Consider the following 25,067-nt stretch of genomic DNA (forward strand, 5'->3'; position numbering starts at 1 on the left):
CAGGCCCCTGTGCCGCCATGACCCCGGACCACGCACCGCCGCACCGCTCCCGCGGTGGCCCGGAGCCCGCCCCGGCGCGGCCCGCGCAGTGAGCCCGCGCGCCCGCGTCGTGGGCGCTACGCCTGCTCGAGCTCCACCTGGATCTCGACCTCCACCGGCGCGTCCAGCGGCAGCACCGCCACACCGACCGCGCTGCGGGCGTGCACGCCCTTGTCGCCCAGGACCGCGCCGAGGAGTTCGCTGGCGCCGTTGATCACGGCGGGCTGGCCGGTGAAGTCGGCCGCGGAGGCGACGAAGCCGACGACCTTCACCACGCGCGCGACGCGGTCGAGGTCACCGGCGACGGACTTCACGGCGGCCAGGGCGTTGAGCGCGCAGACACGCGCCAGGTCCTTGGCCTCCTCCGGCGTGACCTCGCCGCCCACCTTGCCGGTGACGGAGAGCTTGCCGTCCACCATGGGGAGCTGGCCGGAGGTGTAGACGTACGGGCCGGACTGCACGGCCGGCTGGTACGCGGCCAGCGGCGGGACGACCTCGGGAAGCGTCAGGCCCAGCTCGGCCAGCTTCGCCTCGACGGCGCTCATGCCTGCTTCTCCCGCTTCAGGTAGGCCACGAGCTGCTCGGGGTTGTTCGGCCCGGGCACGACCTGGACGAGCTCCCAGCCGTCCTCGCCCCAGGTGTCCAGAATCTGCTTCGTCGCATGGACGAGCAGCGGCACGGTTGCGTATTCCCACTTGGTCATGCGGCCGACTCTAGCCGCTGCCCACGACCCGGCAGACGGCCGACCGCGACGCCGTTGTCCACAGCCTCGGGCGTACTCGGCGGGCGGACTGGTTACGCTCGAATACGTGAGCAGGCTCCAGGTCGTCAGTGGCAAGGGCGGTACCGGCAAGACCACGGTGGCCGCGGCCCTCGCGCTGGCTCTGGCCACCGAGGGGAAGCGCGCGCTTCTCGTCGAGGTCGAGGGCCGCCAGGGCATCGCGCAGCTCTTCGAAACGGAGGCGCTGCCTTATGAGGAGCGGAAGATCGCCGTCGCTCCCGGGGGCGGGGAGGTGTACGCCCTCGCCATCGACCCCGAACTGGCCCTTCTGGACTACCTCCAGATGTTCTACAAGCTGGGCAGCGCAGGGCGGGCGCTGAAGAAGCTCGGCGCGATCGACTTCGCCACCACCATCGCACCGGGTGTCAGGGACGTCCTGCTGACCGGCAAGGCCTGCGAGGCGGTCCGGCGCAAGGACAGAAGCGGCCGGTTCGTGTACGACTACGTCGTCATGGACGCGCCCCCGACCGGGCGCATCACCCGCTTCCTCAATGTGAACGACGAGGTCGCCGGGCTGGCCAAGGTGGGCCCGATACACAATCAGGCACAGGCCGTGATGCGGGTGCTGAAGTCCCGGGAGACCGCCGTGCACCTGGTGACGCTGCTGGAGGAGATGCCGGTCCAGGAGACCGCGGACGGCATCGCCGAGCTGCGGGCGGCCCGGCTGCCGGTCGGCCGGGTCGTCGTCAACATGGTCCGGCCGGGGATCCTGGACGCCGCCGACCTGGAACTCGTACGGAGCACACCGCGTGCGGCGCTCGCCCGGTCGCTGTCCGGGGCCGGGCTCGGCGGGGCGCGGCGGGGCGGGCACGCCGAGCGGCTGGTGGACCCGCTGCTGGCGCAGGCCGACGAGTACGCGGAGCGGTACGCGCTGGAGCAGGAGCAGCGGGTGGTCCTGGGCGCGCTGGACCTGCCGCTGCACGAACTGCCGCTGCTCGCCGAGGGCATGGACCTGGCGGGCCTGTACGAACTCGCCACCGAGCTGCGGAAGCAGGGGATCGCATGAGCCCGGACCCGGACCGGCCGAGGGAGGGCGGGCGCCGTCTCTCCGCGGCGCGCGTGCTGGACATCGACCCGCTGCTGGAGGATCCGAAGACGCGCATCGTGGTGTGCTGCGGCTCGGGCGGCGTCGGCAAGACGACCACCGCGGCTGCCCTCGGCCTGCGCGCGGCCGAGCGGGGCCGCAAGGTGGTCGTCCTCACCATCGACCCGGCCCGCCGGCTCGCGCAGTCCATGGGCATCGACTCGCTCGACAACACCCCGCGCCGGGTCAAGGGCGTCGACGACTCGGCGGGCGGCGAACTGCACGCCATGATGCTCGACATGAAGCGCACCTTCGACGAGATCGTCGAGGCGCACGCGGACCCCGACCGGGCGGCCGCGATCCTGGGCAACCCCTTCTACCAGTCGCTCTCGGCGGGCTTCGCGGGCACGCAGGAGTACATGGCGATGGAGAAGCTGGGGCAGCTCCGGGCGAAGGACGAGTGGGACCTGATCGTCGTCGACACCCCGCCGTCCCGTTCGGCGCTGGACTTCCTGGACGCCCCCAAGCGGCTCGGGTCCTTCCTGGACGGACGGCTCATCCGCGTCCTGCTGACCCCCGCGAAGGTCGGCGGCCGGGCCGGCATGAAGTTCCTGAACGTCGGCATGTCGATGATGACCGGTGTCCTCGGGAAGGTGCTCGGCGGGCCGTTCCTGAAGGACGTGCAGACGTTCGTGGCCGCGATGGACTCCATGTTCGGCGGGTTCCGGACCCGGGCGGACGCCACGTACAAGCTGCTCCAGGCACCGGGGACGGCGTTCCTGGTGGTCGCGGCGCCGGAGCGGGACGCGCTGCGCGAGGCCGCGTACTTCGTGGAGCGGCTGGCGGCCGACAACATGCCGCTCGCCGGCCTGGTGCTCAACCGGGTTCACGGCAGCGGCGCCGACGGGCTGTCCGCCGAGCGGGCGGTCGCCGCCGCGGAAAATCTTGAGGACGCCCGCATTGTGGATCAGGACGACGGGAAAGCTGGAGGGCGTACCCCCCCTCCCGACAACTCTCCTGACACACACGGCAGTTCGGACTCCGACGGCATCGAGGCCCCCGACGCCGCGGAGACGCCGGAGCAGTCCGTCGACCGGATCACCGCGGGTCTGCTGCGGTTGCACGCGGAGCGGATGCACCTGCTCGCCCGTGAGCAGCGCACACGCGACCGCTTCACCGCGCGCCATCCCGAGGTGGCGGTCACCGAAGTGGCCGCGCTGCCCGGCGACGTGCACGACCTCGCGGGGCTGCGGGACATCGGCGCCCGTCTCGCGTCGGACCGCACCGAGCTGCCCGAGCCCGGAGCCTGATCCGGCCCTCGACCGGTTCTCGTTCCGGCCGGGGTGCCCCTTTCGGGGAGCACCCGGCCGCCTCACCCCACGGCCGCGTAGTTCTCGTAGACCTCGTCGTCGTCGAGGGGCACGATGCCGGCTCCTCGCTCGTACTCCGTCCGCGCCGTCTCCAGCAGACGGCGCCAGGAGGTCACGGTGGGACGCCTGCGCAGCAGTGCGCGGCGCTCCCGCTCCGTCATGCCTCCCCACACGCCGAACTCGACGCGATTGTCCAGCGCGTCGGCCAGGCACTCGGTCCGCACCGGGCATCCGGTGCACACCGCCTTGGCTCTGTTCTGCGCTGCTCCCTGAACGAACAGTTCGTCCGGATCGGTAGTGCGGCAGGCGGCCTGCGCACTCCAGTCGGTTACCCAGCCCATACCGGCGCCGTCCTCTCCCGAATCGAGGCTCCCCCACGGCGGCAGCGGCATATTCACCGCCGCCAGTTGAGGACGTTACGGAAGGTGGGCACAGCGCAACACCCCCGACGGGCCCAATCTTGAATGGTCCGAACGGACTATGGGTAAGCGGCAGATCACCCGGGGGAGTGAGCTGGCGACATGCGCGACGATCCCGGCATACGGGTCATCCCTGTTGCGCCACAACGGACACCGCGCGACACAGGAGGCCGAACCGGACACTCATCCCCCACGCCGCGGCACGCGCTGGTACGCACCAACACACCCCCCGGCGGGGCCGCTCCGAAGGAAATCGAGCGGTCCGGAACGATTCGGGGCCGCCGGACGTATTGCTACATGGCCTCGCCGCTGTGACAGTTGAGTGCAGCTTAGGCCAAGGCATATACGTGTGTCCGGCGAATGAGAACGTAGGCTGCCTCCATGCCAAAGAAGCGCTCGGGCGGTGGTCTGTCGCCAACGCAGCAGGCCGCCAAGTTCCTCGGTGTCAGTGTCCTCGCGGGAGCGGTCCTGGCCGGCATCGCCCTGCCGGCCGTGGGTGCGCTGGGGCTGGCCGCCAAGGGGTCGGTGGAGAGTTTCGACGAACTCCCGGCCAACCTGAAGACTCCCCCGCTGAGCCAGCGCACCACCATCCTCGACTCCGAGGGCGGCACCATCGCCACGGTCTACTCCCGCGACCGCACGGTGGTCGGCCTCAAGGACATCTCGCCGTACATGCAGAAGGCGATCGTGGCCATCGAGGACTCGCGCTTCTACCAGCACGGCGCGGTCGACCTGAAGGGCGTGCTGCGCGCGCTCAACAAGAACGCCCGCAGCGGCGGGGTCTCCGAGGGCGCGTCCACGCTCACGCAGCAGTACGTCAAGAACGTCTTCGTCGAGGAGGCGGGCGACGACCCGACGAAGGTCGCCCAGGCCACCCAGCAGACCATCGGCCGCAAGATCCGCGAGCTGAAGTTCGCGATCCAGGTCGAGGAGGAGCTGGGCAAGAAGAAGATCCTGGAGAACTACCTCAACATCACCTTCTTCGGTCAGCAGGCCTACGGTGTCGAGGCCGCGGCCCAGCGGTACTTCTCCAAGAGCGCCAAGGACCTCGACCTCCAGGAGGCCGCCCTCCTGGCCGGCATCGTCCAGTCCCCCACGCGCTACGACCCGGTCAACGACGAGGCGGAGGCCGTCAAGCGGCGCAATGTCGTACTGGCCCGGATGGCCGAGGTCGGCGACATCTCGCGCGCGGAGGCGGACAAGGCCCAGAAGGCGCCGCTCGGCCTGAAGGTCAGCCGTCCCAAGAACGGCTGCATCACGGCCACGAAGGACGCGGGCTTCTTCTGCGACTACGTACGCGCCGTGTTCCTGAGCGACCCGGTCTTCGGCAAGACCAAGGAGGACCGGGCCAAGGTCTGGAACCAGGGCGGCCTGACCATCCGTACGACCCTCGACCCGCTGGCCCAGGAGTCGGTGCAGGAGTCGATCAGGAGCCACGTCAACAAGAGCGACGACGTGGCCACCGCCGCGACCATCGTCGAACCGGGCACCGGCAGGATCGTCGCGATGGGCCAGTCACGCCCGTACGGCGTCGACGTCAAGCAGCACGAGACGACGATCAACCTGTCCGTCGACGGCAACGTGGGCGGCGGCGCGGGGTACCAGCCCGGTTCGACGTTCAAGCCGATCGTGGCCGCCGCGGCCATCGAGGGCGGGATGCCGGCCACGAAGTCGTACTCCTCGCCGTACAAGATGGACTACCCGACCCCGGTCGCGGTCTGCGACGGCAAGACGTGGAACGAGCCGGGCGTCGAGCTGACCAACGAGAACGAGACCGAGGTCGGCCCGTACGACATGAAGGAGGCCACCGCCAAGTCGGTCAACACCTACTACGTGCAGATGATCAGCGACATCGGCGTCTGCCCGGTGACGAAGATGGCCGAGAAGATGGGCGTCCAGCGGGCCAACGGCAAGAAGCTCGAGCAGACGCCGTCCATCGCCCTCGGCGTCACGGAGGTGTCCCCGCTGACCATGGCGAGCGCGTACGCCACCTTCGCCTCGCGCGGCATGTACTGCACGCCGGTCGCCATCGAGTCGATCAACCAGCGGATCGGCAACAAGGACAAGTCGCTGGAGGTCCCGAAGTCGACCTGCTCGCGGGCCATGTCCGAGAAGACGGCCGACACGATCAACACGCTGCTCAAGGGCGTGGTCGAGGACGGTACGGGTACGCAGGCCGGCCTCGGCAGCCGTCCGAGCGCCGGCAAGACCGGTACGACGGACGAGCGCTTCGCGGCCTGGTTCGTGGGCTACACGCCGAACCTCGCCGGCGCCGTGTGGGTCGGTGACCCGAAGCACGAGCGGCAGATGGTCGACATCACCATCGGCGGCGTCCCGTACGACAAGGTCTTCGGTGGCGCGGTGCCCGGCCCGATCTGGCGGGACATGATGTCGGGCGCGCTGCAGGACAAGCCCGCTCCCGACTTCAACCTCGTCGACATCCCGGACGCCGACAAGGGCAAGGACAAGGACAAGGGCCGGGACGAGGGCCAGGACGGCGGCGATTCCGGCGACGACGGGAGCAACGGCGACACCGGCGACGGCGGTGACCTCCCCGGCGGCCCGTGGGGAAACATCTTCCAGGGCCAGGGCCAGGGCAACGGCGGCCCCGGCGGCCGGCGCAACTGAGACGTCGGCGTCCCACGGACACGGACGGCCCCCTTCCGGTGCGGAAGGGGGCCGTCCGCCGTGCGGGGCAGCCCTTCGCGGGGCGCCGTCCGTCCGTGGTGCGGAGCAGGCGAGCACACCTGCCGTCGCGGGGTCGGCTCAGCCGGCCAGCAGCTTCTTGACCGCGGCGGCCACCCGGCCGCCCTCGGCCTGCCCGGCCACCTTCGGGTTCACGATCTTCATGACGGCGCCCATGGCCCGCGGGCCCTCGGCACCGGCGGCCCTGGCCTCCTCGACGGCCTGCGCGACGATCGCGTTCAGCTCGTCGTCGGAGAGCTGCTTGGGCAGGTACGCGGCGAGCACCTCGCCCTCCGCCTTCTCCCGCTCGGCCTGCTCCGGCCGGCCGCCCTGGGCGAAGGCCTCGGCGGCCTCACGGCGCTTCTTCGCCTCGCGGGTGATCACCTTCTGCACCTCGTCGTCGGAGAGCTCCCGCTTCTCCTTCCCCGCGACCTCCTCCTTGGTGATCGCGGCGAGCGTCAGCCGGAGCGTCGAGGAGCGGAGCTCGTCACGCTCCTTGATCGCGGCGTTGAGGTCGTCGTGCAGCTTCGACTTGAGCGTGGTCATGGTCACGATTGTCGCAGGTGCGGGCGGAAGCACGCCCGCCGATTTACCGGCCGCCCGGTGGGGGCCCGCGCGGTCGGCTCCCGCCACGGCTTCTGACACGATGGACGTATGCGCGCGCGATACGGAGTACCCCTGGGAATCACGGCGGTTGGCGCCGCCGGTCTGGCCTACGCCGCGGGTTTCGAGGCCCGCTCGTTCCGCCTCCGACGGGTGACGGTCCCCGTCCTGCCCTCCGGGATGCGCCCGCTGCGCGTACTCCAGGTCTCCGACATCCACATGGTCTCCGGCCAGCGCAAGAAGCAGCGCTGGCTGCGCTCGCTGGCCGGGCTGCGCCCCGACTTCGTGATCAACACCGGCGACAACCTGTCCGACCCGGAGGGCGTCCCGGAGGCGCTGGACGCCCTGGGTCCCCTGATGGAGTTCCCGGGTGCCTATGTCTTCGGGTCCAACGACTACTACGGCCCCAAGCTCCGCAACCCCGCCCGGTACCTGATCGAGAAGGTCCAGGGCCGCCACGGCCTCAACGGCAACGCGCCCGCCGTCGGCGCCGTCCACAACCCGTGGGAGGAACTGCGGGACGGCTTCGACGCCGCGGGCTGGCAGAACCTGACGAACACGCGGGGGATGCTGAAGGTCGAGGGCGTCTCGATCGAGCTGACGGGCCTGGACGACCCGCACATCAAGCGGGACCGGTACGTGGAGGTGGCCGGCGGTCCGTCGGGCTCGGCGGACTTCTCGATGGGCGTGGTGCACGCGCCCTACCTGCGCGTCCTCGACTCCTTCACGGCCGACGGCTACCCCCTGGTCCTCGCCGGCCACACCCACGGCGGCCAGCTCTGCATCCCCTTCTACGGCGCCCTGGTCACCAACTGCGACCTGGACACGGACCGGGTGAAGGGCCTGTCCACGCACACGGCGGAGGGCCGTACGGCCTACCTGCACGTCTCGGCGGGCTGCGGCACCAACCGCTACACCCCGGTCCGCTTCGCGTGCCCCCCGGAGGCGACGCTGCTGACGCTGGTGGGGCGGGAGCAGCGGAGGTAGGGGTGCGCGGTGGGGCGGCCCGGTGGGGGTAACCCACTCGGCCCACCCGTATCGCCCGTTATGTCCGGCCTCCCTAGCGTGAGGCCATGACAGCTCCGATACCCAGGGAAATCCCGGACCTGCCCGCGGTCCCGCGCCCGCCCAAGCTGCTGCCCTCACCGGTCCCGGCGAGGGCCGTCGTGACCCCGGTCCGGCGCCCGCTGGTCGCGGCCCTCCGCCTGCTGCTCGCGCTGCTGGCGCTGACCGGCGTGGTGCTCGAGCTGGCCTTCGGCGGCCCGGTCTCGCGGTCGCTGAGCCACTTCCCGGTCCAGAGCAGCCTCCTGCTGGCGCTCGTCCTGCTCGCCTCGGCCCGCCGCGCCTGGTCCGCCCGGCACCCGCTGTCCGGCGCCGTGACGGGCGCGGCCCTGTTCTACGCCGTCGTCGCCGGCCTGGTGCACCACCTGCTGCTGGCCGACGCGTCGAGCCCGTTCGCCGTGCCGGACGCCGGCGGTACGGGGTGGCACGCGGTGGCCGTCCAGATCATGTGCTCGGCGGTGCCCGCGGCGGCGGCCCTGGACTGGCTCCTGCTGACCGCCCCCGGCCGCCTGCACCTGCGCCACGCCGCGGTGTGGCTCCTGTACCCCCTGGCCTACCTGGGCTTCTCCCTGGCCCGAGGCGAACTCCTGCTCCCCGGCGCCGAGGGCCGCTACCTCTACCCCTTCCTCGACGTCGACCAGCACGGCTACAAGGGCGTCCTCGGCAACGCCCTCCTCCTCGGCCTCGCCCTCTACGCCCTGGCGGCCCTCCTCGTGGCCGTGGACCACGTCCGCCCGAACCCGCTCCGCCGCCGCTGGTAAACCGGATTTCGTCTCCAGCCGCCGGTGGGCTAAAGTAAACGACGTCGCCGCGACGAGCAGCGACAATCGGGGTGTGGCGCAGCTTGGTAGCGCGCTTCGTTCGGGACGAAGAGGTCGTGGGTTCAAATCCCGCCACCCCGACAGTGAAGGAACAGGTCCCCAGCCTACTCACATGAGTGGGCTGGGGACCTGTTTCGTGTGCGCGCCCGTCCGGGCGACCGCCATTGCGGCCGCGCTCGCGGATGCCGTCCATGGCCACAGCGCCGGTCCGGCGGGCCCCGCGGGGCGTTGCGGCGTCCGATGCGCGCGTGGGTGCCGCTCGACGCCCGCTCCGGGCACTCCGGCCGTTCGGCCCCACCACCATCCGCTCGGCGGTCCCCTGACGCCGCTCCTCGACGAACCGGTCGACAGCCTCATCGGGTGGCTGGGGCAACGAAGTTGACGCTCCCGGTGAGTCGGCCGTCGGCGGCGGCGCGTTGGCGGAGGTCGACCGGACGGCCCTTCGCCACCACTTTCTCCTTCCTCAACTGACCTCTCGCCGAGCCGACTTGACGAACGCGCGCGCGGGACCGACCGGGGCCGGCGTGCGGTACGGCTCCCCCGCGCGTCGGCCGGGTCGGAGGCGACGGGTTCCTCGGCGGCCGGGGGATGCGGAATACCCCCGGGGGGTATATGGTTCCGACCAACGTCCTGAGCGGACGACGCCCGAGGGCGCATCACGTCATGGGAGATGTCATGAGCAATCACTCCGGCCACGGCCAGACCGACCACGGTGTTCACGCTGCCCACGGCGGTGCCGAGCCCGGTGGGCTGTCGGTTTCCCGCAGCGGGTACACCCTGGAGCTCGACTCCGCGATCCTCACCGCCGGTGTGCAGCCGGTCGGGTTCCGGGTGATCGGGCCCGACGGGCGGGCGGTGACCGAGTTCGTGGCCGAGCACGAGAAGGAACTGCACTTCATCGCCGTACGGCGTGACACGGCCGGGTTCCAGCACGTGCACCCGGTGAAGGACGGGGAGGGCACCTGGAGCGTCGAACTGGCCCTGGAACCGGGCGACTGGAGGTTCTTCGCCGACGTCCACCCGGCCGGCCACGACGGGACCCTGACACTCGGCATCGACGCCGCGGTCGCCGGCGCCTACGACCCGCGGCCGCTCCCCGAGCCCACCGGGGTCGCGCGGATCGGTGAGTACACCGTCGCGCTCGACGGCGGTCTCGTGCCCGGCGAGGCGAGCGGGCTGACCTTCACCGTCAGCCGGAACGGCCGTCCCGTCACCGATCTTCAGCCCTACCTCGCCGCGTACGGACACCTGGTGGCCCTGCGGGTCGGTGACCTGGGCTACCTCCACGTCCACCCGGAGGGCGAGCCCGGTGACGGCACCACCGTGCCGGAACCCGGCATCGCGTTCATGGCGGTCGCGCCCACCGCCGGCACCTACCGCCTGTACCTGGACTTCCAGCACGACGGCGTCGTCCGGACCGCCGAGTTCACGGTGCGGACCACCGCCGCCGGCCCCCGGTCCGAGGCGGCACCCGAGCACGGAGGCCACCACCACGGCGGCCACCACCACGGCGCCCACGCACACCACTGACCGCGTGGACACGCGTCCCGCGCGTCCCCCCGTACCGGAAGGAGCGTCATGCCCCGCCTGACCCGACTCACGCCCGACACGGCGGTCGGCGCCTCCCGGGACCTGCTCGCCGACCTGGTCTCCCGCCACGGCCGGATCGGCGACATGGTCTCCACGATGGCGCACTCGCCGGCCGTGCTGGGCGGCTACCTCCAGCTCAGCCGGGCCATGGGACGAGCCAAGCTCGACCGCCGGATCGGCGAACGGATCTCGATCGCCGTCCAGGTCCAGCAGGGCTGCGGACTGTGCCTCGACGCTCACGTCGGTGCCGCCCGCGCCCTGGGAGTGGACGAGGAGGAGATCGAGCTGGCCCGCGCGGGTACCTCGGCGGACCCCGCGATCGCGGCGGTCGTCGCCCTCGCCCTCCGGATCTACCGCGAGCCGACGTCGATCACCGACGAGCAGGTCACCGCGCTGCGTGAGTACGGCTACAGCGACCGCGCGATCGCCGACGTCGTCGGCGTCGTCGCCCTCAACGTCCTCACCGGCGCCTTCAACCTGCTCGCCGGCCTCACCCCAGAGAGCGCCACCCGTGCCTGAAGACCTCCCCGCCTGTACCCGCGGGGCACGGCGTCCGCCCCGGAGCCGTGCCCCGCCGCATGGACACGGAAGGAACCCGCCATGCGCCTGTTCGCCCTCCGCGACTACCGCCGCCTGTTCGGTGCCCAGGTCATCGCCCTGTTCGGTACCGGGCTGACCACGGTGGCCCTCGGCCTGCTCGCCTACGACCTCGCCGGTCCGGACGCCGGCATGGTCCTGGGGACGGCCCTGACCGTCAAGATGGTCATGTACGTGGTCATCGCCCCGCTGGCCGCCGCGTACGTCGACCGCCTCCCCCGAAGAACGCTCCTGGTCCTCCTCGACGTGGTCCGCGGTGCGGTGGTCCTCGCACTGCCGCTGGTCACCGAGGTCTGGCACATCTACGTCCTGATCGGCCTGCTCCAGGCCGCCTCCGCCGCCTTCACCCCGACGTTCCAGGCCGTCATCCCCGACATCGTCACCGACGAGTCCGCCTACACGCGTGCCCTGTCCGCCTCCCAGGTCGCCTCCACCATGGAGAGTCTGCTCAGCCCCGTGCTGGCGGCCGTCGCCCTGGCGTTCATGAGCTTCGACCGGCTGTTCCTGGGCACCTCCGCCGGATTCCTCCTCTCCGGCCTGCTCGTCCTGTCGGCGCGCGTCCCCGACGCCCGCCCCAGTGCCCACACCAGGGCGTGGGACAAGGCGGCGGCGGGGATCAGGACCTTCCTGAGGACACCGCGGCTGCGCGGCGTCATGGCGCTCAACCTGGTGGTCGCGGCGGCGGGGTCGATCGTCGTCGTCAACACCGTCAACCACGTCCGCGACCGGCTCGGCGGCTCGCAGTCGGACGTCGCCTGGATGCTCGCCGCCTCCGGCACCGGCACCCTCCTGGCCGCCCTCGTACTGCCGCGCGTCCTCGACCGGGTCCCGGCCCGCACCGTCATGACGACCGGCGCCGGAGTCCTCGTCGCCGGCACGACCGCCGCGGTGGCGCTCACCGCGGCCGGCGCCGTCACCTGGACCGGTACGGCGGTCATCTGGACCGGGATCGGCATCGGCATGGCGCTGGTCATCACGCCGACCGGCGCGGTCCTGCGCGCCTCCGTCGCACGGAACGCGGTCCCCGAGGCGTTCGCGGCCCAGTTCTCCCTGTCGCACCTGGCCTGGCTGATCACCTACCCCGTCGCCGGATGGCTCGGCACGAGTGCCGGCTTCACCGTCGCCTGGTCCGTCCTCGCGGTCCTCGCCGGTGCGGGAGCGGCCGGTGCCCTCCTCCTGTGGCCGCGACACGAGGGACGCGCCGCGGTGACCAGCCCCGTGACGCCCGCCCGGCACCCGTCCGGCAACGACCGGTCCGCCCTGGTCGAGGCCGCGTGAGGCGCCGCCCTCCCCTCCCGCGCCTCAGTACCGGTGCCGGGCCAGTCCGGATGGGTCCACCGGGACTCCTCCGGCAGGGCCGGCAGGCGGATGCGGGCGGGGAGGTCCGGCGGGGCGGCCGGGGAGGGGAGGCGCGGGAGGGCGTGTCAGGCGCCACCGCGTCAGGCCGGCCCGGAGTCCTCCGTACGGCGTCCGCCGGACGAAGGTCGCCACCTTGCCCGTGGCCCGCCGTTTCAGTCGCGGGAGCGGGGGTGAGAGCGCGGTGAAACAGGGCTGAAAGCGCCCGGCCGCAGTCTGTGCGGCATGACGACGACATCCACAGCACTCGCCATCGCGGCCGACGGGCTGCGCAAGTCCTACGGCGACAAGGTCGTGCTCGACGGCATCGACCTGGCCGTGCCCGAGGGGACGGTCTTCTCGCTGCTCGGTCCGAACGGGGCCGGCAAGACCACCGTCGTGCAGATCCTGTCCACCCTCGTCTCCCCCGGCCCCGCGAGCGGCCGTGTCCGCGTCGGCGGTCACGACCTCGCCCGCGAGGCGCAGGCCGTGCGGGCGGCGATCGGGGTCACCGGACAGTTCTCCGCCGTCGACGGGCTGATCACCGGCGAGGAGAACATGCTCCTCATGGCGGACCTGCACCACCTGTCCCGGCGCGAGGGGCGGCGGGTCACGGCCGAACTGCTGGAGCGGTTCGACCTCGTGGAGGCGGCGAAGAAGCCCGCCTCCACCTACTCCGGCGGCATGAAGCGGCGCCTGGACATCGCCATGACGCTGGTGGGCGGTCCCCGGATCATCTTCCTCGACGAGCCGACCACCGGCCTCGACCCGCGGTCCCGGCACACCATGTGGGAGATCGTCCGCGAGTTGGTCACCGGCGGCGTCACCGTCTTCCTCACCACGCAGTACCTGGAGGAGGCCGACGAACTCGCCGACCGCATCGCCGTCCTGAACGGCGGCAGGATCGCCGCCGAGGGCACCGCCGAGGAGCTGAAGCGGCTCGTACCCGGAGGGCACGTCCGGCTGCGTTTCACCGACCCGGCGGCCTACCGGTCCGCCGCCTCCGCGCTGCGCGAGGTCACCCGCGACGACGAGTCGCTGTCGCTCGTGATCGCCGGCGGCGGCAGCCAGCGCGAGCTGCGCTCCCTCCTCGGCCGGCTGGACGCCGCGGGTGTCGAGGCCGACGAGTTGACCGTGCACGGCCCCGACCTGGACGACGTGTTCTTCGCCCTGACCGAGCCCGCCGCCGGTCCCCGCACCGACGCCCGCACCGGTCCCGCCACCGCCACCGCCCTCCCCCACCAGTCCGAGGAGACCGTCCGATGACCTCCCTGTCCCTGGCCCTGCGCGACTCGTCCACGATGCTGCGGCGCAACCTGCTGCACGCCCGCCGCTACCCGTCGCTGACCCTGAACCTGCTGCTCACCCCGGTCATGCTGCTGCTGCTGTTCGTCTTCGTCTTCGGCGACACGATGAGCGCGGGCATCGGCGGCGGCACCCCGGACCGTTCCGCGTACGTCGCCTACATCGTGCCGGGGCTGCTGCTGATGACCATCGGCTCCACCGTGATCGGGACCGCGGTGTCCGTCTCCAACGACATGGCCGAGGGCATCATCGCCCGGTTCCGCACCATGGCGATCCACCGTCCCTCGGTGCTCGTCGGGCACGTCGTCGGCAGCGTCGTGCAGTCGGTCGCCAGTGTGGTCCTGGTCGGCGCGGTCGGCGTCGCCATCGGCTTCCGGTCCCACGACGCCACCGTCCTGGAGTGGCTGGCCGCGTTCGGGCTGGTCGCGCTGTTCGCCCTGGCGCTCACCTGGATCGCGGTCGGCATGGGCCTGGTCAGCCCGAACGCGGAGGCCGCGAGCAACAACGCGATGCCGCTGATCCTGCTGCCGCTGCTGTCCAGCGCCTTCGTGCCGCTCGACGCGCTGCCGGGCTGGTTCCGGCCGGTCGCCGAGTACCAGCCGTTCACGCCCGCCATCGAGACGCTGCGCGGCCTGCTCCTCGGCGACGGGATCGGGCACAACGGATGGCTCGCCGTCGCCTGGTGCCTCGGGCTGACCGCGCTCGGCTACTTCTGGTCGACGTCCACCTTCAACGGTGACGCGAAGTAACGCCGAGGGCCGCGCGGACCGCGTCCCGCAACTCGTCCCGCCCCAGGGCGGCGTACTCCGACACCGCGTCGGCGTACGCCGCCCCGTCGGCGTCCTCGGCGGCCCGCCGGCACCGGGAGGCGGAGAACGTGGGGAACTGCCGTACGGGACTGAGGCGTTCAGCCAGCGCGAGCAGGCGCACGGCCGACGTGTCGCCCTCCGCCAGGCCCGCCAGGCCGAGCGCCAGCAGCACGGTGCCGTAGACCGGGAGCTGCCCGGGGGCCGCCACCGGCAGGGCGAGCAGCCCGCGCAGCCGCTCGCGCAGGTCGGCCGTCAGCCGCGCGACCTGCCCCGGGCACCCCGCCTGGGCGTGCGCGGCGACCGCGGCGGACCGCAGCTCCAGCTCCCAGGGACCGACGAGCGGGTCCTCCTCGAACCCGGCCCCCTCCGGAGCGGTCCGGTCCACCGCCCGGCGCCACAGCCGCAGCCCCTCCTCGGTCAGTCCCCGGGCGAGGGCGATCTCCGCCCGCGCGGACAGGGCGCTGCCGAACTCGGCCGCCGCGTCCGGCGGTTGCTCGCGCTCCGCCTGCCGCAGCCACTGCTCGGCCTCGTCGACGTCGCCGCGCTGCAGACAGGCGAGGACCAGGCCCCAGCGGATGCTGCCGGAGTCCGTCCACGCCCCCATCGACTCGAACGCGGCGAGCGCGGCGGTGAGATGGCTGTACGCGGTCCCGCTGTCCTGCGTGCGCAGGCACAGGTCGCTCAGCCGGGAGTGGCCGATGAACTCGGCGGTGGGATTGCGGATCTCCGCCAGGGCGGTGATCATCCCGCGGGCGGTGTCCAGGGCACGCTCCACCTCGTCCTCGTACTCCCAGACGAAGCTGGCGACGCACTGGGCGACGAAGGCCAGCATGGGGTACCGGCGGCCCGGGGCGCCGGCGGCCGGGGAGGGGTCGGTGCCGTCGCACAGCGCCAGCAGCTCCGTGTACCCGGGCGGGCGCATCCGGGGGGTGGCGCCCAGCACCACCGCCAGGGCGCGCGGCAGGGTGTCCGGCGGTCCGGGCGGGAGCCGGCGCAGGGTGACGAGCTGGCGCACCGCGTGCGGGCCGTAGCCCATGAACGCCGTGGCGACGCCGACCGCCGAGACGGTGCGGACGGTCTCGACGTCCTCGGGGCCGGGGCGGAAGTGGGACAGCGGGGGGCCGGTGTCGGCGGCGAGGGCGGCCAGGCGGGCGTAGTTGGAGCCGGTGGACCACAGGCAGGCCAGGACGGCGGCGACCGCCGCGGTGGTGGAGTCGTCGCCGCGGGCCGACGCGAGGCGCAGGGCGAGGACGAGGTTGTCCTGCTCGGCGCGGATCCGTCCCCAGGCGGCCAACTGGTCCGGGCCGAAGAGCACGTCGTGGTGCGCGCGTCCGAACTCCCGTGCCCAGTCCAGGAACAGGGCCGTGGCCGCCGCGTCCTCGCCCGCCTCCGCGCGCCGGGCCGCGCTGAACTCCCGTACGGTCTCCAGCATGTGGAAACGGACCCCGCCGTCCTCGGCGTCCGCGGCCTTGAGCAGCGACTGGTCCGTGAGCTGTTCGAGGAGCCACAGCGCGTCGACGCCGAGCACGTGCTCGGCCGCCTCGCCGGTGAAGCCGCCGGGGAAGACCGACAGCGTCCGCAGCGCGCGCCGCCCCTGGGGGTCGAGGAGGTTCCAGCTCCATTCGACGACCGCGTGCAGGGTGCGGTGCCGCTCGGGTGCGTCGCGGGCGCCGCCCCGCAGCAGGGCGAAGCGGTCGCCGAGCCGCCGGGCGATCTCCGGCACGGACAGCACGCGGACGCGGGCGGCGGCCAGTTCCACGGCCAGCGGCAGCCCGTCGAGGTGGCGGCACAGCTCGGCCACCGCCCGAGGGGGCAGGTCCACGCCGGGCCGGGCCGCCCGCGCCCGCTGCCGGAACAGCTCGGCGGACACGTCCTGGCCCAGCTCGGGCAGCGCGTACACCGCCTCCGAGGTCAGGCCCAGCGGCGACCGGCTGGTGGTCAGTACGCGCACGTCCTTCGAGGACGACACCAGGGACCGCACGAGGTCCGCGGCGCCGGCGACGACCTGCTCGCAGTTGTCGAGCACCAGCAGCGCCGCACCGGGGCCGAGGGCGCGCAGGATGCCGGGGACCGGGTCCGCGGCGGCCGGGTCGCCGCCCGCGCCGGCGGGCCCGTCGCCGGCGCCCAGCGCGGAGGCCACCTCGCCGGCGACGTCCGCGTCCGCGGTGACGCCCGCGAGCGGCACGACGTGCACGACGCTCTCCCGCGTGACCGTGCCCTCCTCCTCGCCGGGTCCGGGCCGGCCCCAGCACCGGCCGACCGCGTGCGCGAGCCGGGTCTTGCCGAGGCCGCCGGGTCCGGTGACGGAGACGACGCGCGAGGTGCGCAGCAGCCCGGTCACGGCGGCGATGTCGTCGTCCCGGCCCAGCAGCGGGTTGGGTTCGTGCCGTACGCCGCGGCGCACGACGGACACCGCGCCGCGCAGCAGTTCGCCCTGGACCGTCTCGAGGGCGGGCCCGGGGTCGGTGCCCAGTTCGTCGCGCAGCTCCCGGCGGTACTCCTCGTAGCGCGCGAGGGCCGCCGAGGGTCCGAGGACGGCCGCCTCGGCGCGCAGCAGCTCGGACAGCACCTCCTCGTCGCGCCGGTGGGCCCGGGCGGCCTCGGCCAGCGGCCCGAGGGCCTCCGCGTGCCGTCCCAGCCGGGCGAGTGCGAGCGCGCGGGCGCGGGCCAGGGACTCGCGGGCGGGGAGCCGCAGGGCGCGCAACTCGGCGACGGGGTCGCCCGGTTCGCCGTCGGTGCCGTCGCCCTGCCACAGCGCGAGGCCGGCCTCGGCCTCGGCGAGTGAGGCGGCGTGGTCGCCCGCCCGGGCCCGCTCGGCGCTCGCGGCGGCGTGCAGCAGCAGGGCGGAGGAGTCGACCTGGGCCTCGGCCAGCGCGAGCCGGTACCCGGTGGCCGTGCCGGCGATCACCTCGGCGCCGAGCTGCGTCCGCGCCCGTGAGACGAGCACCTGCACCGCCCTGCCGGGCCGCTCCGGCCGCTCGTCGGGCCACAGCCCCTCCACCAGCCGGCCGACGCTGCACCCGGTGCGCAGGTCGTCGGCGAGCAGCGCGAGCAGGCCGCGCAGCCTCGGCGCGGTGATCTCCCGGTCGCGGAACGCCACGCGGGGCAGCAGGCTCAACTCGACGGTCACCCGTGCAGCGTAGCCAGAACGGGGTACCGCGGAGCCTGGCGGAGGCGGCCCCCGGAAAGTCGGCATTGCATGACCATGCGAGGTGATGCATAATATTGCCATGTCCAAAGTCCTCACCTCCCTGCCCACCGGTGAGCGCGTCGGTATCGCCTTCTCCGGCGGCCTCGACACCTCCGTCGCGGTCGCGTGGATGCGCGACAAGGGCGCCGTGCCGTGCACCTACACCGCTGACATCGGTCAGTACGACGAGCCCGACATCGCCTCGGTGCCCGGCCGCGCCAAGACCTACGGCGCCGAGATCGCGCGCCTGGTCGACTGCCGTGCGGCGCTGGTCGAGGAGGGGCTGGCCGCGCTGACCTGCGGCGCGTTCCACATCCGCTCGGGCGGGCGGGTGTACTTCAACACCACCCCGCTCGGCCGTGCCGTCACCGGCACGCTGCTGGTCCGGGCGATGCTCGAGGACGACGTCCAGATCTGGGGCGACGGCTCGACGTTCAAGGGCAACGACATCGAGCGGTTCTACCGCTACGGCCTGCTCGCCAACCCGCACCTGCGGATCTACAAGCCGTGGCTGGACGCGGACTTCGTGACCGAGCTGGGCGGGCGCAAGGAGATGTCGGAGTGGCTGCTCGCCCACGGCCTGCCCTACCGGGACAGCACGGAGAAGGCGTACTCCACCGACGCCAACATCTGGGGCGCCACCCACGAGGCCAAGACGCTGGAGCACCTCGACACCGGCGTGGAGACCGTGGAGCCCATCATGGGCGTGCGGTTCTGGGACCCGTCGGTCGAGATCGCCACCGAGGACGTCACCATCGGCTTCGACCAGGGGCGCCCGGTGTCGGTCAACGGCAAGGAGTTCGCCTCCGCCGTCGACCTGGTCATGGAGGCCAACGCCATCGGCGGCCGGCACGGCATGGGCATGTCCGACCAGATCGAGAACCGGATCATCGAGGCCAAGAGCCGCGGCATCTACGAGGCGCCGGGCATGGCCCTGCTGCACGCCGCGTACGAGCGGCTGGTCAACGCGATCCACAACGAGGACACCCTCGCCCAGTACCACACCGAGGGCCGGCGACTCGGCCGGCTGATGTACGAGGGCCGCTGGCTGGACCCGCAGGCGCTGATGATCCGCGAGTCGCTCCAGCGCTGGGTCGGCTCGGCCGTCACCGGCGAGGTCACCCTGCGGCTGCGGCGCGGTGAGGACTACTCGATCCTCGACACGACGGGCCCCGCGTTCAGCTACCACCCGGACAAGCTGTCGATGGAGCGGACCGAGGACTCCGCGTTCGGCCCGGTGGACCGGATCGGCCAGCTCACCATGCGCAACCTCGACATCGCCGACTCACGCGCCAAGCTGGAGCAGTACGCCGGACTCGGCCTGATCGGCGCCGGCGGTCCCGCCATCGGTGCGGCCCAGGCGGCGGCGACCGGCCTGATCGGCGCCATGCCGGAGGGCGGCGCCGAGGCCATCGCCTCGCGGGGCGAGGTCTCCGGCGAGGACGAGGCGCTGGACCGCGCCGCGATGGAATCCGGCACGGACTGACCGACCGCGGGCCGAGGGGCCGGTGCGACGCCGACGAGGCGTGGCACCGGCCCCTCGTCGTCGCCCGCGCACGGAACGGAGGCTCACCGGGGAGCACGGCCTCGGCGGCCCTACCAGAGCAGGGCCCCACCCGCGTTTCCGGTTCCCGGCAGCCTTGACTAGCCTTTCGTTGCCGTGCACCGCCACCCGGCGCGCACGGCAGGGGAGGCACGCAGTGGGGGAACCGCAGGACGCGTACCTGGCCGGGTACGCCGAGATACTCGCGCAGGTCGCCGGCACCGGACGCCGGCTCAACCGCGACGAGCTGGAGGAACGGCGGCACCTCGGCGAACGGGCCGCGGAACAGGGCCACACCCTGCGCTCGCTCGTCCGCGGACACCTGGACGCCACCCGCGCCCACTGGCCCGCCGAAGCGGGCGACGCGGGCACGGCCGACAGCGTGCTCGCCGCCGTCGGCCAGGCCGTGGACGCCTTCGCCGAGGGGTACGAACGCGCCCAGCGCCACGCCGTACGGCAGGAGGAGGCCGCACGGCGGGAGTTCATCGACGACCTGCTGTACGGGCGCAGCGACCTCGGGCGCCTCGCCGAGCGGGCGGAGCGGTTCGGGCTGGTGCTCTCCCGGGCCCACGCCGTGGCCGTGGCGCAGGGGCCCGAGGCGTACGACGACACCTCCCCGGTCACCCGGCGCGTGGAGACCGCGCTCATCTCCCGCTTCGGCGACCGGCGCATCCTGATCGCCACCAAGAACGGCCAGCTCATCTGCATCGCGCCCGGCGACCAGGACGACGTCCTCGCCTACTTCGCCAAGCAGGCCTACGCCGCCACGGAGGGCAGCCGCGTCGCCGTCGGCCGGCCCCAGACCGGCGCGGGCGGCGTGGTCCACAGCTACGAGGAGGCGCTGAGCACCCTCGAACTCGCCGACCGCCTCGAACTCGACGAGCCCGTGGTGCGCGCCGCCGACCTGCTGGTCTACCCGGTGCTCACCCGCGACCGGCAGGCCATGGCCGACCTCGTGCTCAGCGTGCTGGGTCCGCTGCGCGACGCCCGGGGCGGTGCCGAGCCGCTGCTGCGGACCCTGGAGTCCTACTTCGACGCGGGGTGCACCGCGGCCGAGGCGGCCCGGCGGCTGGCGCTCAGCGTGCGGGCTCTCACCTACCGGCTGGAGCGCATCCACCACCTGACCGGCGCCAACCCCGCCGACCCCGTGCACCGCTACACCCTGCAGACCGCGGTCATCGGGGCCCGGCTGCTGGGCTGGCCGGCCCAGGAGATCTGAGCGGGGCTGGGCGCCCGCCGGTGCGACGGCGGCGCCCGCGGTACCGGTCCGGCCCCCCGGGGCGACGGTCCCGCCGAAGCCGGCCGCCGCCGTGGACCCGGCGACGGCCGGCGGCGACGGCCACCCCCCTCCAGGACGCCTTCCGGCGGTCCGCCGAAGCCGGCGACAGGGCGAGCGGCACGACCCCCGTGGTGCCCGGTCCGAGAAACAGGCCGTTCGTGCCGCCCCCTCCCGCCCGTCGCTGAGCTCCGGCGAGACGAATCGTCACATGGGGACCCGGGACCGGTCATTGCCGGATTCCGGCAATATTCGCGCGTCTTCCATGCCGCTCCCCGGCTCTCCCGCACCGCCTGGGCGGCACCCGGAACCGCACCGCCCGGCGGTACTGTCCTTTCTCAAATGGGGACTCATACGGGGAGCGTTCCGAACCAGGCCGGGCAGGGCGACGCGTACGCGCACATGGTGGTGTGCGGCGACGACGGACTGGCGCACCGGCTGGCCGCCGAACTGCGCGGCGTCTACCGCGAACAGGTCACACTCGTCGTCCCGGCCTCCGGGCGCCGGGTGCGCCAGCCGGTCGTCGGGCGGGCCCGCGCGGCATCGGCGGCCCTGCTGGACATGGTCAACGCGGCCGTCAACCGCTCCGGCGCCGGCGAAGGGGCCGTGGCCGACCGGGAGCTGGAGGCCGCCGAGCCGACCGAGGACGTGCTGGCGGAGGCCGGGGTGGACCGGGCCGCCGCCCTCGCCCTCGTCTACGACGACGACGAGACCAACATCCGCGCCGCGCTGACCGCCCGCCGGCTCAACCCGCGCCTGCGCCTGGTGCTGCGCCTGTACAACCGGCGGCTGGGCCAGCACATCGCGGCCCTTCTCGACCAGAGCGCCGCGCTCGCCGGCGGCGGACGGCAGCCCGGGCCGGACGGGGTCGAGGCGTCGACCACCGTGCTCTCCGACGCCGACACGGCCGCGCCCGCCCTCGCGGCGACCGCGCTGGTCGGCACCAGCAAGATCGTGGAGACCGACGGGCTGCTGCTGCGCGCGGTGGAACGGCAGCCGCCCCGCCCCGGCGAGGTGGCCGACCCCGGTCTGTGCACCCTCGCGCTGCTCTCGGCGACCAGCAACGACCCGGCTGGCTCGGACGGTTCGGAGGGCAGCGGCGAACAGGCACCGCAGCTCCTGCCCGACGCGGCGGCGGTGGAGGCGGCCACCGGGCGCGGCACCGTCGTGCTGGAGCAGGTGTCGTACTCCGGTCCGCCGCTGCCCGTGGTGCGCGCCGCCGTGCCGCCCTTCGGCTCCCTGTTCTCGCGGCGGCTGCGGTGGTCGCTGGCGGGACTCGGCGCCTGTGTGGTCGCGCTCGCCGTCGCGCTGATGGTGGTCACCGGGGACCATCCGCTGCACGCGACGTACGTGACGCTCCTCGACCTGTTCGCCATCAACGAGCCCGCGCACAACAACGACGACGGCCGTCAGGTCCTGCAACTCCTCTCCGGCTTCGTCGGGTTACTGCTGCTGCCGGTGCTGCTCGCGGCGGTGCTGGAGGCCCTCGGGACCTTCCGCAGCGCCTCGTCGCTGCGCAAGCCCGCACGCGGGCTCGGCGGTCACGTCGTCCTGCTCGGTCTCGGCAAGATCGGCACGCGGGTGCTGACCCGGCTGCGGGAGATGGACATCCCCGTCGTGTGCGTCGAGGGCGACCCCGAGGCGCGCGGCATCGCCACCGCTCGGCGGCTGCGGGTGCCGGTGGTGCTCGGGGACGTCACGCAGGAGGGCGTCCTGGAGGCGGCCAAGATCCACCGGGCGCACTCGCTGCTCGCGCTGACGAGCGTCGACACGACGAACCTGGAGGCAGTGCTGTACGGGCGGTCCGTGCGGCCCGATCTGCGGGTGGTGCTGCGCCTGTACGACGACGACTTCGCGACCGCCGTGTACCGCACCCTGCGCGCCGCGCACCCGTCGGCGCTGACGCGGAGCCGCAGTGTGACGCATCTGGCCGCGCCCGCGTTCGCCGGGGCGATGATGGGCCGGCAGATCGTGGGCGCGATTCCCGTCGAGCGGCGGGTGCTGCTGTTCGCGGCGGTGCGGGTGGCGGGGCATCCGCAGCTGGAGGGGCGGACGGTCAAGGACGCGTTCCGTGCGGGGGCGTGGCGGGTGCTGGCGCTGGAGGTCTCCGGCGGGGAGCGGGAGGGTGCTCCCGGTGCGCAGGGGGGCCGGGAGTCCCGGTTGGTGTGGGAGCTGCCCGAGACGTATGTCCTGCGGGCTGAGGACCGGGTGGTGCTGGCGGCGACTCGGCGGGGGCTGGCGGAGCTGCTGGGGCGGCGGGCGCGGCAGGCGTCCGCGACGTAGCGGGGGCGGGGCGGTGGCCCGCCGGGGGTGCGTGCGCGTGGCCTGTGCTTGCCGGGTGCCGTCGGCCACGGGGGGACACGTGTGCTTGCCCCACGCTTGCGAGGCGCCGTCGGCCACGGGGGTGGGTGCGCTTGCCCCGCGCTTCCGAGGTGCCGTCGGGCCCCGGGGGCCCAGTGCGCTTGCCCCGCGCTTGCGGGGTGCCGCCGCGCCCACCCGTGCCGCCCCAGCGGCACGACTGCCCGCGGCTGGGGCGGACAGGGCAGCCCGCGGCTGAGCGGGGCGTGACCCCGGGCCGGGTGCGACGCGGCAGCCCGCGGCTGGGGCGGACAGGGCAGCCCGCGGCTGGGGACGGCTGGGCGGAGCGCGGCAGCCCGCGGCGGGGAGGCGCGCCCGCGGTGGGGCGGGCGCTCTCGTGGGGTTACGGCAGGTACCTCTGGGCGAAGTCCAGTTCCAGGCGGATCTGCTTGATGCGTTCGTCGACCACCAGGGAGCCGTGGCCGGCGTCGTAGCGGTAGACCTCGTGGACGGCGCCGCGGGCCTCCAGGCGCTTGACGTAGTTCTCGATCTGGCGGATCGGGCAGCGCGGGTCGTTGACGCCGGCCGAGATGTAGACCGGGGCCTTGACATCGTCGACGTAGGTCAGCGGCGAGGACGCCTCGAAGCGCTCGGGCACCTCCTCGGGGGTGCCGCCGAGCAGCGTGCGGTCCATGGCCTTCAGCGCCTCCATCTCGTCGTGGTACGCGGTGACGTAGTCGGCGACGGGGACGGCGGCGATGCCCAGGGCCCACGCCTCGGGCTGGGTGCCGAGGCCGAGGAGGGTGAGGTAGCCGCCCCAGGAGCCGCCGGTGAGGATCAGCCGGGCCGGGTCGGCGAGCCCCGAGGAGACCGCCCACTCGCGCACCGCCGCGATGTCCTCCAGCTCGATCAGACCGACCCGGTGCTTGAGGGCGTCGGTCCAGGCGCGGCCGTACCCGGTCGAGCCGCGGTAGTTGACGCGGACCACGGCGTACCCGTGGTCGACCCAGGCCGCCGGGCCCGCGGCGAAGGAGTCGCTGTCGTGCCAGGTCGGCCCGCCGTGGATGTCGAAGACGGTCGGGAGTGGTCCCTTCGCGCCCGCCGGCTTCTGCACCAGGGCGTGGATGCGGCCGCCGGGGCCCTCCACCCACACGTCCTCCACCGGGACCGAGCCGGGCGACTTCATGCCGGGCGGGTCGAGCACCACGCGGCCGCTGGTCGAGCGCACCGCCGGCGGTTCGGCGGCCGAGGACCACAGGTACTCCACACTGCCGTCGGGCCGAGCCGTCGCCCCGGACACCGTGCCGGGCGGGGTGGGGATCTCCACCAGCTCGCGCTCCGCCAGGTCGTACCGGAAGAGTTCGCCGCGGGCCTCGAAGTCGTGCACGACCAGCAGGCCGCTGCCGTCCGGATACCACTCGGCGCTCACGTCGCCCGGCAGCTCCAGGGCGAGGTCCGTCTGCTCGCCCGTCGCCACGTCCCACACCAGCGGCTCCCAGCGCCCCCGGCGCTGGTGGCCGATGAGCAGCCGCGTGTCGCCGTCCACGGGGGCGAAGCCCAGCACCTCCAGGCCCAGCTCCTTCTCGCCGCCCTCGGTGTCGTCCAGCTCGGCGACCGTCGTGCCGTCGGGGCGCAGCACGCGCAGCGCCGAGTGCATGGCGTCGCCGTGCTCGGTGTGCTCGACGGCGATCAGCGTGCCGTCGTGGGAGAGGTCGCCGACGCCCGCGGACTCGCGGTGGCGGTAGATCTCCACGGGGGCGTCGCCGGCCCGCGCGAGGTGGATCGTCGTACCGTCCTCGTCGGTCGAGCGGCCGATCACCGCGGTCCGCCCGTCCCGGCCGAGGGCGAGGCCCGCCGGATAGGAGGGGTCGAGGCCGGGCACCGCCGCCTCGTCCTCGCCTCCCTCGAAGGCCTGGCGGCGCCAGACGCCGAACTCGTCGCCGTCCTTGTCGTCGAACCACCAGATCCACGCGCCGTCCGGGGAGAGCACGCCGTCCGTGGTGCCGTTGGGCCGGTCCGTTGCCTGGCGCTGCGCGCCGGTCGCCCGGTCCCAGGCGTACAGCTCGTAGGTCCCCGTCGCGTTCGACACGAACAGGGAGCGGTCCGGGGCGTCCTCGGCCCAGTCGGGCAGCGACACCCGCGGCGCCCGGAACCGCTTCTCCCAGTCCGGCATCTCGCCCTGTTCCCGCACGCCCGGCGTGCCCTGCTGATCCGGTGACACGGACCCGTTGCTCTCAGTCATGGCCCCATAGTGCCCCGCCGCACCGACAGCGCGCGGACCGGATCCCCAGCCTGTGGAAAACTCCGCCCGTCCCCGGCC

General features: G+C 73.3%; 19 protein-coding genes and 1 tRNA gene. 14 read left to right on the forward strand and 6 right to left on the reverse strand.

Going from position 1 to position 25,067, the window contains the following annotated elements; all coding sequences use genetic code 11:
* Window positions 1-116 precede the first annotated feature (116 nt).
* On the reverse strand, window positions 117-584 hold the full coding sequence (locus tag ACH499_RS10985) for a RidA family protein (RefSeq protein WP_356203036.1): 468 nt from the start codon (window positions 582-584) through the stop codon (window positions 117-119).
* Window positions 581-742: a DUF4177 domain-containing protein gene (locus ACH499_RS10990; RefSeq protein ID WP_003975360.1), complete on the reverse strand. Its 162-nt coding sequence runs from the start codon at window positions 740-742 to the stop codon at window positions 581-583. The genes ACH499_RS10985 and ACH499_RS10990 overlap by 4 nt, the downstream gene beginning before the upstream one ends.
* A gap of 106 nt (window positions 743-848) precedes the next feature.
* Here ACH499_RS10990 and ACH499_RS10995 point away from each other — a divergent pair, with 106 nt between their 5' ends.
* Both ACH499_RS10995 and ACH499_RS11000 read left to right on the forward strand, forming a co-directional pair.
* Window positions 849-1,826: an ArsA-related P-loop ATPase gene (locus ACH499_RS10995; protein WP_365600654.1), complete on the forward strand. Its 978-nt coding sequence runs from the start codon at window positions 849-851 to the stop codon at window positions 1,824-1,826.
* The gene (locus ACH499_RS11000) at window positions 1,823-3,154 is read left to right on the forward strand and encodes an ArsA family ATPase (protein WP_356203033.1); all 1,332 of its coding nucleotides are present in this window, start codon (window positions 1,823-1,825) and stop codon (window positions 3,152-3,154) included. Before ACH499_RS10995 ends, ACH499_RS11000 begins: the two co-directional genes overlap by 4 nt.
* A 62-nt stretch (window positions 3,155-3,216) precedes the next feature.
* Here ACH499_RS11000 and wblA read toward each other — a convergent pair whose 3' ends face one another.
* Window positions 3,217-3,555, reverse strand: a complete 339-nt coding sequence (gene wblA / locus ACH499_RS11005; RefSeq protein WP_188185285.1) for a transcriptional regulator WblA — start codon at window positions 3,553-3,555, stop codon at window positions 3,217-3,219.
* A gap of 459 nt (window positions 3,556-4,014) precedes the next feature.
* On the opposite strand from wblA, the gene ACH499_RS11010 reads away from it, so the two are divergent.
* The gene (locus ACH499_RS11010; RefSeq protein ID WP_399014959.1) at window positions 4,015-6,261 is read left to right on the forward strand and encodes a transglycosylase domain-containing protein; all 2,247 of its coding nucleotides are present in this window, start codon (window positions 4,015-4,017) and stop codon (window positions 6,259-6,261) included.
* A gap of 138 nt (window positions 6,262-6,399) precedes the next feature.
* Here the strand turns inward: ACH499_RS11010 and ACH499_RS11015 are convergent, their stop codons facing one another.
* Window positions 6,400-6,864 (reverse strand): GatB/YqeY domain-containing protein, encoded by a 465-nt coding sequence (locus tag ACH499_RS11015; protein ID WP_356203030.1) that lies wholly within the window; start codon window positions 6,862-6,864, stop codon window positions 6,400-6,402.
* A 108-nt stretch (window positions 6,865-6,972) separates the two neighbouring features.
* Between ACH499_RS11015 and ACH499_RS11020 the strand changes: the two genes are divergently transcribed.
* The 8 genes from ACH499_RS11020 to ACH499_RS11055 all read left to right on the forward strand — a co-directional run bounded on the left by ACH499_RS11020 (window position 6,973) and on the right by ACH499_RS11055 (window position 14,380).
* On the forward strand, window positions 6,973-7,908 hold the full coding sequence (locus tag ACH499_RS11020; protein WP_356203029.1) for a metallophosphoesterase: 936 nt from the start codon (window positions 6,973-6,975) through the stop codon (window positions 7,906-7,908).
* A gap of 86 nt (window positions 7,909-7,994) precedes the next feature.
* Complete coding sequence (locus ACH499_RS11025; RefSeq protein ID WP_399014962.1) at window positions 7,995-8,744, forward strand: Pr6Pr family membrane protein; 750 nt, start codon at window positions 7,995-7,997, stop codon at window positions 8,742-8,744.
* 67 nt (window positions 8,745-8,811) lie between these two features.
* Window positions 8,812-8,885 (forward strand) — tRNA-Pro (locus ACH499_RS11030).
* A gap of 594 nt (window positions 8,886-9,479) precedes the next feature.
* Complete coding sequence (locus tag ACH499_RS11035; protein ID WP_399014964.1) at window positions 9,480-10,334, forward strand: hypothetical protein; 855 nt, start codon at window positions 9,480-9,482, stop codon at window positions 10,332-10,334.
* Window positions 10,335-10,382: 48 nt separating this feature from the next.
* Complete coding sequence (locus ACH499_RS11040; RefSeq protein ID WP_356203024.1) at window positions 10,383-10,913, forward strand: carboxymuconolactone decarboxylase family protein; 531 nt, start codon at window positions 10,383-10,385, stop codon at window positions 10,911-10,913.
* Window positions 10,914-10,994: 81 nt separating this feature from the next.
* The gene (locus tag ACH499_RS11045; protein WP_399014967.1) at window positions 10,995-12,269 is read left to right on the forward strand and encodes an MFS transporter; all 1,275 of its coding nucleotides are present in this window, start codon (window positions 10,995-10,997) and stop codon (window positions 12,267-12,269) included.
* A 303-nt stretch (window positions 12,270-12,572) separates the two neighbouring features.
* The gene (locus ACH499_RS11050; protein WP_399014969.1) at window positions 12,573-13,592 is read left to right on the forward strand and encodes an ATP-binding cassette domain-containing protein; all 1,020 of its coding nucleotides are present in this window, start codon (window positions 12,573-12,575) and stop codon (window positions 13,590-13,592) included.
* Window positions 13,589-14,380: an ABC transporter permease gene (locus tag ACH499_RS11055; RefSeq protein WP_365600778.1), complete on the forward strand. Its 792-nt coding sequence runs from the start codon at window positions 13,589-13,591 to the stop codon at window positions 14,378-14,380. Before ACH499_RS11050 ends, ACH499_RS11055 begins: the two co-directional genes overlap by 4 nt.
* On the opposite strand, the gene ACH499_RS11060 is transcribed toward ACH499_RS11055, so the two are convergent.
* Entirely contained in the window at window positions 14,361-17,570 is a 3,210-nt protein-coding gene (locus tag ACH499_RS11060) for an ATP-binding protein (protein WP_399014971.1), read from the reverse strand. The two genes, ACH499_RS11055 and ACH499_RS11060, sit on opposite strands and share 20 nt — an antisense overlap.
* A 100-nt stretch (window positions 17,571-17,670) precedes the next feature.
* Between ACH499_RS11060 and argG the strand changes: the two genes are divergently transcribed.
* The 3 genes from argG (at window position 17,671) to ACH499_RS11075 (ending at window position 22,732) form a co-directional block, all read left to right on the forward strand.
* Complete coding sequence (argG, locus tag ACH499_RS11065; protein ID WP_356203017.1) at window positions 17,671-19,116, forward strand: argininosuccinate synthase; 1,446 nt, start codon at window positions 17,671-17,673, stop codon at window positions 19,114-19,116.
* Between the two features lie 214 nt (window positions 19,117-19,330).
* Window positions 19,331-20,392, forward strand: coding sequence for a PucR family transcriptional regulator (locus ACH499_RS11070; protein ID WP_399014973.1), 1,062 nt, complete (start codon window positions 19,331-19,333; stop codon window positions 20,390-20,392).
* 459 nt (window positions 20,393-20,851) lie between these two features.
* Entirely contained in the window at window positions 20,852-22,732 is a 1,881-nt protein-coding gene (locus ACH499_RS11075) for an NAD-binding protein (protein WP_356203133.1), read from the forward strand.
* A 418-nt stretch (window positions 22,733-23,150) separates the two neighbouring features.
* On the opposite strand, the gene ACH499_RS11080 is transcribed toward ACH499_RS11075, so the two are convergent.
* Window positions 23,151-24,989, reverse strand: coding sequence for a prolyl oligopeptidase family serine peptidase (locus ACH499_RS11080; protein WP_399014975.1), 1,839 nt, complete (start codon window positions 24,987-24,989; stop codon window positions 23,151-23,153).
* Window positions 24,990-25,067: the final 78 nt, after the last annotated feature.

Source organism: Streptomyces sp. NPDC018947 (assembly GCF_044390505.1).
Classification (GTDB): Bacteria; Actinomycetota; Actinomycetes; order Streptomycetales; family Streptomycetaceae; genus Streptomyces.